Annotated in this window: 14 protein-coding genes; 6 read left to right on the forward strand and 8 right to left on the reverse strand. The window is 60.7% G+C overall.

The window, feature by feature from the left end:
- Nucleotides 1-12: 12 nt before the first annotated feature.
- From JOY50_RS07450 to JOY50_RS07460, 3 genes are all read right to left on the reverse strand, one after another.
- Nucleotides 13-933 carry a LysR family transcriptional regulator gene (locus JOY50_RS07450; protein ID WP_138737026.1) on the reverse strand — a complete coding sequence of 307 codons (921 nt, stop codon included), beginning with the start codon at nucleotides 931-933 and terminating at the stop codon, nucleotides 13-15.
- Nucleotides 934-960: 27 nt separating this feature from the next.
- Nucleotides 961-1,935: a quinone oxidoreductase gene (locus JOY50_RS07455; RefSeq protein ID WP_243055009.1), complete on the reverse strand. Its 975-nt coding sequence runs from the start codon at nucleotides 1,933-1,935 to the stop codon at nucleotides 961-963.
- Between the two features lie 112 nt (nucleotides 1,936-2,047).
- Complete coding sequence (locus JOY50_RS07460) at nucleotides 2,048-3,262, reverse strand: YeeE/YedE family protein (RefSeq protein ID WP_243055010.1); 1,215 nt, start codon at nucleotides 3,260-3,262, stop codon at nucleotides 2,048-2,050.
- 249 nt (nucleotides 3,263-3,511) lie between these two features.
- Between JOY50_RS07460 and JOY50_RS07465 the strand changes: the two genes are divergently transcribed.
- Complete coding sequence (locus JOY50_RS07465; protein ID WP_132843577.1) at nucleotides 3,512-4,420, forward strand: LysR family transcriptional regulator; 909 nt, start codon at nucleotides 3,512-3,514, stop codon at nucleotides 4,418-4,420.
- Here the strand turns inward: JOY50_RS07465 and JOY50_RS07470 are convergent, their stop codons facing one another.
- The 4 genes from JOY50_RS07470 to JOY50_RS07485 form a co-directional block, all read right to left on the reverse strand.
- Entirely contained in the window at nucleotides 4,421-4,939 is a 519-nt protein-coding gene (locus tag JOY50_RS07470; RefSeq protein ID WP_019473995.1) for a DMT family transporter, read from the reverse strand.
- Nucleotides 4,940-5,165: 226 nt separating this feature from the next.
- Nucleotides 5,166-5,747, reverse strand: a complete 582-nt coding sequence (locus tag JOY50_RS07475; protein ID WP_019473994.1) for a hypothetical protein — start codon at nucleotides 5,745-5,747, stop codon at nucleotides 5,166-5,168.
- A gap of 159 nt (nucleotides 5,748-5,906) precedes the next feature.
- Entirely contained in the window at nucleotides 5,907-7,199 is a 1,293-nt protein-coding gene (locus JOY50_RS07480) for a sorbosone dehydrogenase family protein (protein ID WP_138737029.1), read from the reverse strand.
- On the reverse strand, nucleotides 7,196-7,624 hold the full coding sequence (locus tag JOY50_RS07485; RefSeq protein WP_138737030.1) for a DUF2231 domain-containing protein: 429 nt from the start codon (nucleotides 7,622-7,624) through the stop codon (nucleotides 7,196-7,198). The genes JOY50_RS07480 and JOY50_RS07485 overlap by 4 nt, the downstream gene beginning before the upstream one ends.
- A gap of 166 nt (nucleotides 7,625-7,790) precedes the next feature.
- Between JOY50_RS07485 and JOY50_RS07490 the strand changes: the two genes are divergently transcribed.
- The 5 genes from JOY50_RS07490 (at nucleotide 7,791) to JOY50_RS07510 (ending at nucleotide 13,353) form a co-directional block, all read left to right on the forward strand.
- The gene (locus JOY50_RS07490) at nucleotides 7,791-8,078 is read left to right on the forward strand and encodes a DUF4189 domain-containing protein (protein ID WP_132843586.1); all 288 of its coding nucleotides are present in this window, start codon (nucleotides 7,791-7,793) and stop codon (nucleotides 8,076-8,078) included.
- A gap of 316 nt (nucleotides 8,079-8,394) precedes the next feature.
- Nucleotides 8,395-11,385 (forward strand): T6SS effector BTH_I2691 family protein, encoded by a 2,991-nt coding sequence (locus tag JOY50_RS07495; protein ID WP_243055011.1) that lies wholly within the window; start codon nucleotides 8,395-8,397, stop codon nucleotides 11,383-11,385.
- A 2-nt stretch (nucleotides 11,386-11,387) separates the two neighbouring features.
- The gene (locus JOY50_RS07500; protein WP_138737032.1) at nucleotides 11,388-12,278 is read left to right on the forward strand and encodes a hypothetical protein; all 891 of its coding nucleotides are present in this window, start codon (nucleotides 11,388-11,390) and stop codon (nucleotides 12,276-12,278) included.
- Complete coding sequence (locus JOY50_RS07505) at nucleotides 12,275-12,472, forward strand: hypothetical protein (protein ID WP_138737033.1); 198 nt, start codon at nucleotides 12,275-12,277, stop codon at nucleotides 12,470-12,472. Before JOY50_RS07500 ends, JOY50_RS07505 begins: the two co-directional genes overlap by 4 nt.
- 2 nt (nucleotides 12,473-12,474) lie before the next feature.
- The gene (locus tag JOY50_RS07510; protein WP_243055012.1) at nucleotides 12,475-13,353 is read left to right on the forward strand and encodes a DUF6708 domain-containing protein; all 879 of its coding nucleotides are present in this window, start codon (nucleotides 12,475-12,477) and stop codon (nucleotides 13,351-13,353) included.
- Here the strand turns inward: JOY50_RS07510 and JOY50_RS07515 are convergent.
- Nucleotides 13,340-14,152: a class I SAM-dependent methyltransferase gene (locus tag JOY50_RS07515; RefSeq protein ID WP_132843598.1), complete on the reverse strand. Its 813-nt coding sequence runs from the start codon at nucleotides 14,150-14,152 to the stop codon at nucleotides 13,340-13,342. The genes JOY50_RS07510 and JOY50_RS07515 overlap by 14 nt on opposite strands.
- Between the last annotated feature and the right edge of the window lie 203 nt (nucleotides 14,153-14,355).

The following is a 14,355-nucleotide window of genomic DNA, read 5'->3' on the forward strand; positions in this document are numbered from 1 at the left end:
TGCAGAAGAGTATCAAGAGCGCCAGGGTGCCCCGGCCTTGAAGCGGTCTTCCAGCCAGGCCTTGAAGGCGCCCAGGGCCGCAGTGTTCAGCCGCGCGGTCGGGCGTACCAGGTAAATGCCCGCTGCCACGTCCAGCTGCCATTGCGGCAGCACCCGTACCAGGCGGCCGCTGGCCAGGTCCTCACCCATCAGCCAGTCACCCCCGGCAATAATGCCCACGCCACGCCGCGCTGCCTCCAGCAACGCTTCATTGTCATTGCTGCGCAGGCTGCCGGCGACCTTCACGCTCACCTGCCGCTCACCACTCATCAATCGCCATTCAGGAAATGAACGCAAGCCCTTGAAACATAAACAATTATGCTCAGACAATTGTTCCGGTTGTGCAGGCGTGCCATGCCGACCAAGGTAATCAGGCGATGCGCAGAGGATGCGCACGTGATCGCACAATCTCCTGGCCACCAGGCGATTGTCCGCCAGTTCGCCAATGCGGATGGCGGCATCGAAGCCCTCGCCGATCAGGTCGACGAAACGGTCGGCATACTCTGCCTCCACCGTCACCTGCGGATAGGCCAGCACGAAGTCCGCTAGCATCCCACTCAACCAGCGCCGCCCCATGGCCGCCGGCAATGCCAGGCGCAAGCGCCCGCGTACCGTTGCCGCCCCCTCGGCAGCTTCCTGTTCCGCCTCGGCGATCAGCCGGTTGGCCTCGCGTACCTTGGCCACCAGCCGCTCGCCTTCATCGGTAAAACGCAGCTGCCGCGTGCTGCGCTCCACGAGGCGAATGCCCAACCGCGCCTCCAGCGCACTCAGGCGCTTCGACAGCACCGTGGGGTGGCGCTCCAGCTGCCGCCCGGCAGCGGCAAACGAGCCCTGCTCGTGCAGGGCCAGCAAGGTGGCAAGTTCATCGGCGCGGCGACTGGCGAAGGCATCCATGGCTAGGCTCGGTGGCAGGTTCGGGCATCAGGCAGTAAGGACCAGCGCGCCCTCCGACAGCCCTTGCTCCAGGTCCCGGTGGGCCCTGGCCACTTCGGCCAGCGGGTAGCGACGCCAGACCCGAGGCTGGATGATACCCTCGGCGACGGCTGCCAGCACATCGGTTGCGCGTTGCTGGTACTCCTCGACCGTGCGGGTATGTGCCGCCAGTGATGGCCGGGTCAGGTACAGCGAGCCCTTGGCATTGAGCGTGGCCACCTCGATTGCCGCCGGCGCACCGGAAGTGCCGCCAAACGACACCAGCAAGCCACGCACCCGCAGGCTGTCCAGCGAAGCCTCCAGCGACACCTTGCCGACACAGTCATAGGCCACGTCCACGCCCTGCCCCTGAGTCAGCTTGCGCACATCGCTGGCCAGCGTCGCCGCGTCGAACACCAGCACATGGTGGCAACCGGCCGCCTGGGCCCTGGCCACACTTTGCGGGCGTGATACCACGCCAATCACCGTCGCCCCGAGATGCCGCGCCCAAGGCGCCATCAGTTGGCCCAAGGCACCGGCGGCGCCGTACAACAGCACTTGGGTACCCGGGCCCACAGCGTAGGTGGTTTTCAGCAAATACTGCGCCGTGATGCCTTTGAACAGCACTGCTGCTGCGGCCTCGTCCTCCAGCTGCGGCGGCAGCCTCACCAGCCGTTCGGCCGGGAACAAACGGCCGCTGGCATAGGCACCGACCGGCCCCATGGCATAAGCGACCCGGTCCCCCACCTGCACGTTGTACACCCCATCCCCGACCGCAGTGACCCTGCCTGCGCCTTCCAGCCCCAGGCCGGAGGGCAAAGCCAGGGGCGCAGCGCCTTTGCGCTGCAGCAGGTCGAGGGGGTTCACACCCATGGCTGTCTGCTCCAGCCAGACCTGGCCGGGCCCTGGGGATTGTGCCTGTACGTGTTCAGGTTGCATCACATCGGCGCTGCCGGTGCCATTGAGCGTGATACGGGTAGCCATGATCGAATCCTGTTGGATGGAGTTCGGGTCAGGCTAATGGGGCAGGAAAAGTTGAACAATAAGGCGAGGTGCAGATGATTTCTGCACCTCTTGCAGCAATCTACGCACTGCCTCAGCAGCCCGTCAGCACCGCTGGGCGCCGCTCACCGGCGAAAAACAACGGGCGAAGGCGAACGCCGATCAGGTTGCCCGCATAAGCCGCCACCAGCCACAGCCAGCCATGCACGCTGCCCGAGGCAATGCCACTGAAGTACGCGCCAATATTGCAGCCATAGGCCAGGCGCGAACCGTAGCCCAACAGCAGGCCACCGATGACTGCGGCAACCAGCGACGGCAGCGGGATTTTCAAGCTTGGCGCAAAGCGCCCGGCCAGGCCAGCAGCCAGCAGCGCCCCCAGCACGATGCCCAGGTCCATCACCGTGGTGATGTCCTGCCACAGCGGCGAGGCCAACGCCTTGGCATTGGCCGGCGCCTGCCAGAACACCCAGCTGCCGACATCCACGCCCAGGCCGTTGAGGGTTTTGGCACCCCATAAGGCGAAGGCCGAAGTAATACCCCATGGCCGCCCCGCCAGCGCCAGGGTCGCGTAGTTGAGCAGTGCCAAGGCAATGGCGCCCCACAACAGCGGCCATGGGCCACGCAGGAAACGCCGCAGGCCCTGGTGTTCGCTGGCAACTGGCGCTTCCAGCGTGCCATGTCGGCGCTTTTCCAGCAGCACAGTAGCCCAGGCGATCAGCCCGAACACTGCCAGGCTCACCAGCAGGGCCGGCCCCACACCCCAGGCTTGCACGATCGAGGTTGCCGGGAACGACGGCAAGGCAAACCACCAGTCAGCGTGATGGGTGGCGGTTACAGAACCGATGATGAAGAACAGCAGGGTCACCAGCATGCGCGCATTGCCACCGCCCACGGTGAACAGCGTGCCCGAAGCGCAACCGCCGCCCAATTGCATGCCGATGCCGAAGATGAACGCACCGAACACGACCGAAACACCCGCCGGGGCCACCAGGCCAGTGACCGGGTTACCGAACAGGCTGCCAGCTGACAATGCCGGGAAGAACAGCAGCACCGCCAGGGCCAGCATGACCATCTGCGCCCGCAGGCCTGCGCCGCGGCGCTCGTTGATGAACACCCGCCAGGCCGAGGTGAAGCCGAAGGCGGCGTGGTACAGGGTCAGGCCCAGCGCCGCGCCGACCAACAGCAGCAACACCTGCTTGAAGCCGGCATTCAGATTGAGGAACCAGGCACCAGCCAGCAGTAAGGCCATGGCGATCAAAGGGGCGCCCAGGCGACGCGGTTCGGGTGTGGCAGTTGCGGAAAGACCCATCGGAGTACTCGGATAACAGTAGAACGGACGAAGAGTATACCCCCGGCAACTGACGTGGTCCCTGTAGGAGCGGCCTTGTGTCGCGAAGGGCCGCAAAGCGGCCCCAGATCTTCAGCTCCGCAGCAAATATTGTCGGGGGCCGCGTGGCGGCCCTTCGCGACACAAGGCCGCTCCTACAACGACCGTGCAAGGCCCACACATTTGTTAGGCTGATGTGAGTCGCCAGCATTTATCAAGGCCATTCACCCCATGGATGAACTGCGCAAGATCGACCTCAACCTGCTACTCGCCCTGCATGCCCTGCTCAGCGAAAAGCACGTGACCCGTGCCGCCCTGCGCCTGCACCGCAGCCAACCGGCGGTCAGCCACGCACTGGCGCAGCTGCGTAAACACTTCGACGACCCCTTGTTGGTACGCCAAGGCGGCGGCATGGCCCTCACCGCCCTTGCCCAGTCGCTGGTAAAACCGCTGCAGGATGCCCTGAGCAATCTCAACGGCCTGCTGGCCACCCCGCAGTTCGAGCCAGCCAAAGCCCAGCGCCGTTTCCGGCTGTCGCTGTCCGACTACTCCTCGCGCATCATCCTGCCACCCCTGCTGCGCCACCTGCGCCAGGCCGCACCCGGGGTGGACCTGGCCATCAGCCAGGCCAGCCGCGAAACCATGCTGGCGCAACTGCTCGATGGGGAACTGGACCTGGCACTGGGCCTGTTCCCCGAGTTGCCTCAGGACATCACCGCCCAGCCCCTGTTTGCCGACCATTTCATCAGCGTTGCCGATCGCCAGGTGTTGCCTGCTAGCGGCGGCCTTACCCTGGAAGACTGGTTGGCACGCCCGCATGTGCTGATGGCGATGCGTCCGGATGCCTTCGATGAAATCGAGCGTGCGCTGGCCGCCCAGGGCCTGCGCCGCCGTATTGCCTTGGCCTTGCCACACTGGAGCGCGGCAGTAGAGGTGCTGGCCGGCACCGACCTGATCCTGACAGTGGCCAGCCGCGCAGTAGGATCGCTGCGCCAGCACAAGACACTGCGCCAGTTCACCCCGCCGCTGGCCATTCCCTCGTTCGACTACCAGCAAGCCTGGCACAGCCGCAAGGACAGCGACCCCGGGCACCGCTGGCTGCGCGAAACCGTGTGGGCCTGCAGCCAGCTGGGGCGCTGATCAGCCTTCTGGCTGCTTCACTGCGGTGATTGCACTGGTCGCTGGCGCAGTCGCCCAGGTGCCTTGCACCAACAGCACGCCGCACAGGATCAGCACTACGCCTGCCACCCTGGCCAGGCTCAGCGGCTTGCCGCCCAGCCCCATCACCCCGAAGTGGTCGGCAAGTACCGCTGTGATGATCTGCCCTGCCACTACCAGCACCAGGAACCCTGCCGCGCCCAGTTTGGGCGTAAGCGCTGCAGCACCAGCTACATACATCGCCCCCAGCACACCGCCAATCCACAGCCACCATGGGCCCTGCAGGGCCTTGCCCAGGTCTGGTACGGGCACCCTGAACATTAACAGTGCGGCAATTACCACCAGCGAACTCACCGTCAACGAAGTGAATGCCCCCCACAACCAATGCCCCAGGGCACGACCCACGGCGGCGTTACCTGCGGCCTGGAACGGCAATACCGCCCCGGCAAGCAACGCCAAGGCAAAGGGAAGCACCAGAAGGCACAGGGTTTTACTGGACATGGCAGCCCTCATTGCTGAAAAAGATTCAGGCAATGATCGAAAATTCTCGCCATTGATGGAAATCGAAAGTATGCACGTACAGTATTCGTCAAGCGCATATCCGCAGTGGTTGCGGTTTGCCCGCGATGAGCATTTTGCGTGCTCGGTTGCGTACAGCATCCGCCGTCATGCACGGCATCACGACGGATTCATTTACAGGTAACCCGTAGCCTTTCTCGGTAAATGTTCAGCGCGAAGTTTCGACGCGCAGCACTTCGGTAAAGATCGCATCGACCGTCTGGCCGACCTTGAGATTGTTCATGCGCGCCTGCAATTCCGGGTTTTCGACCTTGACCACCTGCAACTTGCCCTCGGGTGGCAGCAGGCTCACTTCATGCGTCTTGAGGTCGATCTTCTTGATCTGCGAGGTGACCCGGACCTGGCGGAATGCCTCGCCGCCCGGATTGGGGTTTTGCGCAGTGGCGCGAATGGTACCGGATTCCTCGCTGGCCTTCGGCGCCCCACCCACATCGGTGTTGAGCACATAAGCCACGGCGCGGGTAACGAAGATATCGACCTGGTCCCCAACCTTGAGGTTAGGCAGAGCCTTCGCGTTTTCCGTAAGCTGGAACGTCACATCTTTCTTGTTATCTGGGCCTTTTACCGTGACCTGGCGATTGGCCAGGTCGATGGCTGTGACCTGCGTGGTGACATGGCTTTCCAGTGCCTCGCTGGCAATCGGAATATCGGCAGCGTGCACCGTGAAGCTGGCAGCGGATGCCAGCGTGGCCAGGGCAACAGCACGAGCGAGAGAGCGAATCGGGTTCATAGACCTGCTTCCATGTGATCAACCAAAAAAAGGGCGCGAATGGTTCACGCGCCAACAAGCATAGACGTTGCCCGCCACCCTGCCGGTGCCATCACCTCGCCGGCTTTTTCGCGGATGAACCCACCCCCACAGGGAAGTGGATTTGGGCCAGACCAATATTCAACGGTTACGCGTCACCCGCCATACCGTATTGGCCAGGTCATCGGCAATGATCAACGCCCCACGCGGGTCCACCGTCACCCCCACTGGCCGCCCACGCGTCTTGCCATCCTCGCCGCGAAAGCCTGTAGCGAAGTCGATTGGCTCCCCTGCCGGCCTGCCATTGCGGAACGGTACGAAAATCACCTTGTAGCCCACCGGGTCGGGCCGGTTCCAGCTGCCGTGCTCGCCGACGAACACACCGTCGGCAAAGCGCTCACCCATGGCCGGGATAGAGAAGTCGACACCCAATGCAGCCACATGCGAACCCAGGCTGTAGTCTGGCTTGATCGCCGCAGCCACCTTGTCCGGGTTTTGCGGCCGCACCCGCTCATCCACGTTTTGCCCCCAGTAGCTGTAAGGCCAACCATAGAAGCCACCTTCACGCACCGAAGTGAGGTAGTCCGGCACCAGGTCGGGGCCCAGCTCATCCCGCTCGTTGACCACAGTCCAAAGCTGCCCTGTCTGCGGCTGAATGGTCAATGCCGTCGGGTTGCGCAAGCCAGTGGCGTAGGGCCGGTGCGCGCCGGTTTCGGCATCGACCTGCCAGACCATCGCCCGATCGATCTCCACCTCCAGGCCGCGCTCGGTGATGTTGCTGTTCGAGCCGATGCCCACATACAAATAGCGGCCATCGGGGCTGATTGTCAGCGCCTTGGTCCAGTGGTGGTTGATTTCGGCCGGCAGTTCCGTGACCTTGGATGGCGGGCCGTCGGCCTGGGTCTGGCCTTCCTTGTAGTCAAAGCGCACCAGCGCATCCTGGTTGGCCACATACAGCTTGCCGTTGGCAAAGGCCAGGCCATAGGGTGCGTTGAGGTTCTCCGCGAACACGGTCTGCACCTCGTAGGTGCCATCGCCGTCGGCATCACGCAACAGGGTCAGGCGGTTGCCACCCTTGACCTGCGTATTGCCCTTGGCCTTGATCTGGCTAGCGATCACATCCTTGGGCTTGAGCTTGGCCGCGCTGCCCCCCCTGCCCTCGGCCACCAGAATATCGCCATTGGGCAGCACCAGGCTCTGCCGCGGGATTTTCAGGTCAGTGGCAATGGCCGTGACGCTGAAACCCTCCGGCACGGTCGGTTTCTGCTCGCCCCAGGCAACCGGCTGCGCGATCTTCATGCTCGGCAACAACCCGCGCTGCGGATCGGGCAGCTTCGGGTCCGGCCCATGGGCCTGGGTAGGCTCGCCGTCACCCCCACAGGCGCTCAGCACCACCGCCATGCTCAACAAGCTCAATGCATGCAAAGGCTTCATGCTGCACCTCCCGAACGCAGGTTGCTCAAGCCGGTCCAGGCAGCCACTACCGAGAGCACGGTCACGATCACCGACAACACCAGCCCCGACGGCATCACCGCCCAGGCGTCCTTGGCGTGCTCGAACGCATTGATCAACCCGAGCACCCAGGTCACCAGCTGCAGCACGAAGTACAGCGTAGCGCGCCCACCCTTGCGCTCGGCGCGGACCAGGTTGGCCAGCGCAAACAGCAGTGCCAGCCCGCAGAACACCAAGGCGCCGGCGATCAGCCAGGCGGCAAAGTTGCTCCACTGGATCTGGTAGCTGTTGAAGTAGGCGATGTCGCTCAGCAGCGCGCCAAGGAACAATGGGACACTGCCTGCCAGCAGCAGGGCGTGCAGCGGGCTGGGCTTACAGCGGTAGAGGGTTTGGTCAGTTGCGGTCACAGTGCCTCCTTTTCATTCAGTGACCCAAGAGACTGATGGGCTTGCGCCATCAGATGAGCGCAGGGTGCGCTAAGCAAAGGAGCCCCTTCATGACGCGATAGTTCACCGCTTCGCTAGAATGAAATATCCTGCAAGGCATTTGCTGCCAAGCGTAGAAGGGGAACACATGAGCAGACCAACCCCGTCCTGGGCCCTCACCACTCTGCTCGCCCTTAGCCTGGCGCTCACCGCTGGTTGCTCCAGCAAAGGCAGCAAGGCGCGCTACGCCACGCCTGCAGTCGGCTCCAACTGCTTCGCCAAAGCCGTACCCACGACCGGCGAAGGCGGCCTGGCCTGGGGCAATACCCTGAGCATTGCGCGGCAAAAATCCATGAACAATTGCATACGCTATGCCGGCCGCTCTGGAGGCACACCCCGAACTTGCCAAGTAGTGATGGCCAAGTGCAAGAACTGAAAGTTTATCGACCGCTTAATAAGTAAGACAATTCCTACAGAAAAGATCAAACTTTCCACTTACAAAACCACACTCACTAAACACAAAAAATATTCAAATAAAATATTACACTTTCAGCCTCGACCAAGAAGGAGAAATCGAGGCATTGTCTTTCGCCTGAGCCTTAACAAGCCAATCTTTTTTTCACCCTCCAAAACAAGAAAGATATTTCCTCAGCATAAGCATCAGCCAACCCCCTTCCAGTCTTTATTTGCACTGGAACAGGCCGTTCTACGCGTTTGGTCTGAAAAGACTGCTCTCTGAGCAAGGAACTCGCATGAGCAATGCTTCCGTTAGCAGCGCCACCTCCGGCCCTGCCTGCAGCGCACGCATCCCCATCCTGCCGGTGCGCTATGCCATCGTGCCACGCACCGGCGAATCCCCCGCCTGCCGCTATGCCAATGCCGGTTTCAACCTGGAACAAGGCTTCGCCCCGCTGCAACACTCTGCCTACACCCTCCGCGCCTTGCGCCCGGGTTATATCTACGTGTTCATGAAAGGCCCGAAGGGCGAAAAGCTGGTCATTCATGAGTACATTGGCGCGGGCCTTTACAAGGAACTGCGTTACAAAGGGCTGGAGAACTACCACCTGCGTGATCGCTATCTCTCCAGCCGGAGCATGGGCTGGGTGTGGGCCGATACCTGCCCCGAAACCGCCAAGGAAGTGTGGATCGCTTACAGCCCCCACCTGTGGACCAACGCCGTGACCGCCCGCATCACCGGTTCATCAGCCTTGCGCAAACGGCACATGCGCCAGCTGGACATGGCCGAACTGATCGCCGGCAACCAGGCGCCGTCCACCCAGCCCCATGTGTTGCCGGTCAGTGCCCTGCAAACCTGGGTCGAAGACTTCAAGCCAACCGAACGACGCATGCCGCTGACCTGGAGCAGCGACCCGGTCACCGAAACCTTGCCTATCGGCAACCTCGTCGCCGTTGCGCGTCACTACCCCTGGGCCCAACCGAAGGTACCGGTGGTGGTAGCACTCGCCGACGCCGAAGGCATGGCTCTGGACCTGAGCCTGTCGGTCTCGGCCTACCAGCATCAAATGCGCGACCTGATGCCCGCCGAGCAACTGGCACACACAAAACCCGCGCAACCTCCCGAGCAGGAACCCGTGCCGGCGTGCTACCGCCTGGATGCCGAGCAGCTGAGCGTGCAAAGCCGCGACTTCCACCATCGCAACCTGATGGGCATGCTGCTGAACAAGGCGCTGGAAAGCATGTACCCGGCCGATGCACCTTCACCGGAACTGGCTGCGTTCAGGCTTGGCACGGAGCGGCGTGGGCCTGCGCTGTCTGCGGCCGAGTCACATTTCCAGGCCCTCACCCATGAGGATTACTCCCCCAACGGCGCGCGCCTGGCACAGCGCATCGATATCGCCAAATACCGGCGTTTCCTCGCCGAGCGCGATGAGTTGGAACGACGTATTGCAGCCTTGCGCAACCTGACCTTGCAAGCCAGCAACGATCATGACACCTGGCTGGCCACTGCCGAATCGCAACATATCGACAACCCCTACAGCCTGGCTGCCGCCTTGGCGTGTTACGACCGCGACGAACGCACCTCCGCCCGCGGCCTGGAAATCTCGCTGGCTTTGCTGATTCACCCGATGGGGCAGCCGACACCCGGCACCGAAGAGCATGACCGACGCTTCAAACGCCTGGAGCAATGGCTGGATCAGCACGACAGCCCGCTTTACACCGCCTTGGCGCCGTTCAATCCGTTCAAGGACAAGGCGGATTCGACCGGGTCTTTATTCGGTGCCAGCGACAACGTGATCGAAGGATTGGTGGGTCGCTTCCCGGCCATGGCCGACATCACCGACCTTACCGCCCAGGCGGTCAATACCGTAGTGCTCAAGCGCCTGCGTGGCCAGACACGGTGGGATGCCAGTCATGGCCTGCGTCAGCAGGTGCTGTTGGCGGCGCGGGAGGCGAATGCCGAGAAGGCGTTGGGGCTGTTGGCGGCGCGCTACCGGATCACCGAGCAGACCATCACGGACAATCCATTTAGCCAGGAGGTACAGAAGTATTTGAAGAGCGGCATGGCGCAGGTTGAGGAAATGAAACAACTGCGCATCTCGGGTAGCCGGACAATATCGATAGAACTGACCACCACTGCGCGAGTGAAGCCCAACTTTCTCGGGTTGCTCACCTCGGGCGGCGGGGGTGGTCTGAACGCGGGGATGCTGTGGTTCAACATCTTATCGCTCAAGACGGCCTATAACAGCCTGCAGAGGAACGATGCACCGGAATACACCTTGGGGTTTGCTTCATCGATTTTCGGTGTGATCGGTGCAGCGGCGGCGACGATGGTCAGCGTGCGAGCAACGCAGAAGGCTGTAATGCTAAGTTTAAGTTCGACTGCACCAGGGATGGGATTTGGCAATGGAATTATCAAATTTCTAAGCAGTAATCTGTTTGCGCGTTTGGCTGGTTATCCGGCAATAGCATTTAGTTTTTTCGCGGACAGTGCTAAGGCGCTGCGACAGCATAACAACGGTAACCTAACTGCAGCCAGTTACACGATGGCTGGTGGGTTCACCATGGCTATTGGCTCCGCTGTCGCCCTTGAAGCAGGACTGGCCGTTGCCGGCGTGACATCAGTTGTGCCATTTGCCGGATGGGCCGCAGCTGCTCTTGTTCTAGTAGGCGTAGCCATCATTGCTGGAGGCCTTTACCTACACGCCAAGGCCCATGAGCACCTTCACAGCCCAATTGAGTTGTGGGCAGCACGCAGCGTCTTCGGTAATCGAATCAATGATGGGGAAGTGCACCCTGACATTACCTTGGACTATGAGCAAAAACTTCCTGCTTTCGGGTCGCTACAAACTGAAGTCAAAGCTTGGCACAACGAGCATTACGGACCAAAACTACTATCGGCCGAACAGGCCCTATCACTCGGCATAACTAAAGTTGACACTAAATGGCATCGGAATGATCACTGGTCTCCGCCCAACTGGACTGCTATTACACATAACGAAGTAGCCACACCTCAACCAACCGTTGAGTTCGTGGTGCTGCTGCCTGGCTTTGTACTTGGGGTAAGCGAGTGGTCAGGAAGCTTGAGCACTCTCCGTGACGATCGAGGAATGGACGTATTCCCAATCGCCCCAACCGGCCACATCGTAGGTGCTGGTTTGGTTCTGCATTTCGAGAACACACTGGCCAACCAAAGTCATGTCTCACTGCATTTAACTTACAGCGCCAATCAAGGTTTGGACGAAGACAATGAAACCCAATCAATCTTTAATCTGAAGCGTTAATTATGGCAACCATCTGGATATTCGATTCAAAGTCAGGCTCTGGACACAAACCTGCAATTGGGGGGCAGCTGGCAAACGCATCCGGAAATATCTTATGCCTGCGAAACCCATGGGTAACAGACTCCGTATTCATGGGAAAACTGTACTGCGCAATAACAGTCATATCACTCATCGGATTTTACCCTCAAATCCTCCCAATCACCTTAGACCTCTATAATAAAAACGCTGCATTAATGCTTTTGTTCTTAATTTCTCCATTTCCTTTCGTTCCATTTCTAATTTATCGTATTTATTTTATAAAAAACCTATCAAACTTTTGCCTCAACCGCTCAACCCAAAAAATCTACTACCAACGCTTGAGCAAAGTATTAGTCTTCGAGTGGAGCAATACCGGAGGGGGCGTATTCAAACGCACCGAATACGGCGGCTCATCCTTCAGCACCAGCTATGCCCTCGCCTTCGCCCCTCGCCGAGCGGATGGCAGTCTGCACCAAAAAGACTGCCTCTGGATCGACAGCAACGAACCCACCGAACCCGGCGTAAAGCACGTCGCTGAAGTCTGGGAATACCTCCGCCATTTCATGGCCCACGGCCCGGACAAACTCCCCCCGCCCGGCGAACCCAACTGGTGGCACAAACCGCTGCACGCCATCTGCCTGACGCCGGCAGAAGCCTGGCAACACTACGCGCCCTGGCGAACCGGCGAGCCCGGTGAAATGCAGGGCAAAAAGAACTGGCAGCTGCCGTTTTGGGCGGTGCTGTTCCCCTACAACCTCACCGTCGCCATCTGCTGGTACGGCATCTGTCGCCTGTTCAATGTTCGCGTCGCGTCACCACCGCCTGAAGCGTTTGAGGAGCGCCCGGCACATTCGGGCAAAAGGAAGCGCGCATGACTGACGCCTCCATCAGCAGTGCCACCTCCGGCCCTGCCTGCAGCGCACGCATCTCTGTAGGTGCTGGCTTAGTTCTGCATTTCGAGAACACGCTAGCTAACCAAAAGCATGTCTCACTGCATCTCGCTTACAGCGCCAATCAAGGGTTGGACGAAGGCAATGAGATCCTGTCAATTTTTCGACTGGAGCCCTGAGCATGGCAACCGTCTGGATATTCAATGCAAAGACAGGTTCAGGACACAAGCCCGCTATCACTGGGCAGCTATTAAACTTATCCGAAAATTTTTTATGTTTGAGAAACCCATGGGTAACAGACTCGGTCTTCATGGGGAAACTGTACTGCGCAATAATAACTATTTCAATGATCGGCTTCTACCCTTATCTATTTGACGGGGAGTTCATGAAGTACTTTGAATCCAACCCACTTTTAATGACCAGCTTCGCACTCACGCCCTTCACCTTCCTCCCGTTCCTAATATACCGAATATACTTCATAAAGCGCTTATCGAGCATATGTTTCAACCGATCAACTCAGAAGATTTACTATCAACGCTTGAGCAAGGTATTCGTCTTTGAGTGGAGTAACACTGGCGGAGGCGTTTTCAAACGCACCGAGTACGGCGGTTCATCCTTCAGCACCAGCTACGCCCTCGCCTTCGCCCCTCGCCGAGCGGATGGCAGCCTCCACCAAAAAGACTGCCTCTGGGTCGACAGCAACGAACCCACCGAGCCCGGGGTCAGACACGTCGCCGAGGTGTGGGAGTACCTCCGCCATTTCATGAACCACGGTCCGGACAAGCTTCCGCCTCCCGGCGAGCCCAATTGGTGGCACAAGCCACTCCACGCCATCTGCCTGACCCCGGCTGAAGCCTGGCGCCACTATGCCCCCTGGCGTACCGGCGAGCCCGGTGAAATGCAGGGCAAGAAGAACTGGCAACTGCCGTTCTGGGCCGTGTTGTTCCCCTACAACCTAACGGTCGCCATCGCTTGGTACTTCGTCTGCAAGCTTTTCAATGTCCGTGCAGCCCCCCCACCCGCGGAGGCATTGGAAGGAGCCCCTGCTAGCCCCGAATGACCACCACCTCGACGTATTCACTCGGCACCACCAACGATGAAGGGCCAGCGACGTTGTTCTCCTCCAGCAACTGGGTCAGATCCCGCTCCAGCGCACTGGCCGCCTCCGGCGCCAATGAGGCAAACGCCTTGTGCACCGGCCCATACCAGGTGCGGAACACCTCAATGAAATGCGCCGCCGAGCGATAGCGGAAGTTGAAGTGCTGCCGGTTGACTTTCAGTTCGCCGAGCGCCCCTTCGAACATCACGCGCAACTGCTCCTCATCGCCCCAGCGCGAAGGCGGCAAGGCACCGAGGGGTGGCGGCACATGCCGGCCTAGAATTTTGAACATCTGCCCGACAAAGCCTTGCGGGGTCCAGTTGGCCAGGCCGATGCGGCCACCGGGCCGGCACACCCGGGCCAGCTCGCGTGCGGCCTGCGCCTGATCAGGGGCGAACATCACGCCGAAGGTGGAAAGCACGGCATCGAAGGTACCGTCGGCAAACGGCAACGCTTCGGCATCGGCCGCCTGGAACAGCACATTCAAGTGCTCGGCCCGCGCCCGCTCCTCGCCGCGCTTGAGCAGTTCGGGCACATAGTCGGTGGAGGTGACGCGACAGCCGCGCCGGGCAGCGGCCAGGGTGGCGTTGCCGTTGCCGGCAGCAACGTCCAGCACCTGCTCGTCCCAGCGCAAGTCGCAGGCCTCAGCCAGGCGTTCGCCAACCAGTTGCAGGGTGGTGCCGATTACCGCGTAGTCACCGCTGGCCCAGGCGGCCTGCTGACGGGCCTTAAGGGCATTGGTATCCAAAGGGGTGCTCATGGTCTGCGCCTTCTTGTCGTGCGCGTCCGAGGTCCTTCTGGCGGTTAACGCGCCATATATTGGGGGAGAAAAAATTTACTCGCCTGCCAGGCGAAGCGGAAGGACGCATTGGGCATAGCGCCAAGATCAAAGTGCTATATGAGGGCTGCTGGCCCAATCGCTGGCAAGCCAGCTCCCTCAAGTTCAGCAAAACGCTCAAGAAC

This window comes from Pseudomonas sp. BP01, from assembly GCF_022760795.1.
Lineage (GTDB): Bacteria > Pseudomonadota > Gammaproteobacteria > Pseudomonadales > Pseudomonadaceae > Aquipseudomonas > Aquipseudomonas putida_Q.

Excerpts from the sequence above, each read along its gene's own strand:
- JOY50_RS07450 (WP_138737026.1), bottom strand. The coding sequence starts at position 933 with ATGGATGCCTTCGCCAGTCGCCGCGCCGATGAACTTGCCACCTTGCTG.
- JOY50_RS07455 (WP_243055009.1), bottom strand. The coding sequence starts at position 1,935 with ATGGCTACCCGTATCACGCTCAATGGCACCGGCAGCGCCGATGTGATG.
- JOY50_RS07460 (WP_243055010.1), bottom strand. The coding sequence starts at position 3,262 with ATGGGTCTTTCCGCAACTGCCACACCCGAACCGCGTCGCCTGGGCGCC.
- JOY50_RS07465 (WP_132843577.1), top strand. The coding sequence starts at position 3,512 with ATGGATGAACTGCGCAAGATCGACCTCAACCTGCTACTCGCCCTGCAT.
- JOY50_RS07470 (WP_019473995.1), bottom strand. The coding sequence starts at position 4,939 with ATGTCCAGTAAAACCCTGTGCCTTCTGGTGCTTCCCTTTGCCTTGGCG.
- JOY50_RS07475 (WP_019473994.1), bottom strand. The coding sequence starts at position 5,747 with ATGAACCCGATTCGCTCTCTCGCTCGTGCTGTTGCCCTGGCCACGCTG.
- JOY50_RS07480 (WP_138737029.1), bottom strand. The coding sequence starts at position 7,199 with ATGAAGCCTTTGCATGCATTGAGCTTGTTGAGCATGGCGGTGGTGCTG.
- JOY50_RS07490 (WP_132843586.1), top strand. The coding sequence starts at position 7,791 with ATGAGCAGACCAACCCCGTCCTGGGCCCTCACCACTCTGCTCGCCCTT.
- JOY50_RS07495 (WP_243055011.1), top strand. The coding sequence starts at position 8,395 with ATGAGCAATGCTTCCGTTAGCAGCGCCACCTCCGGCCCTGCCTGCAGC.
- JOY50_RS07500 (WP_138737032.1), top strand. The coding sequence starts at position 11,388 with ATGGCAACCATCTGGATATTCGATTCAAAGTCAGGCTCTGGACACAAA.
- JOY50_RS07505 (WP_138737033.1), top strand. The coding sequence starts at position 12,275 with ATGACTGACGCCTCCATCAGCAGTGCCACCTCCGGCCCTGCCTGCAGC.
- JOY50_RS07510 (WP_243055012.1), top strand. The coding sequence starts at position 12,475 with ATGGCAACCGTCTGGATATTCAATGCAAAGACAGGTTCAGGACACAAG.
- JOY50_RS07515 (WP_132843598.1), bottom strand. The coding sequence starts at position 14,152 with ATGAGCACCCCTTTGGATACCAATGCCCTTAAGGCCCGTCAGCAGGCC.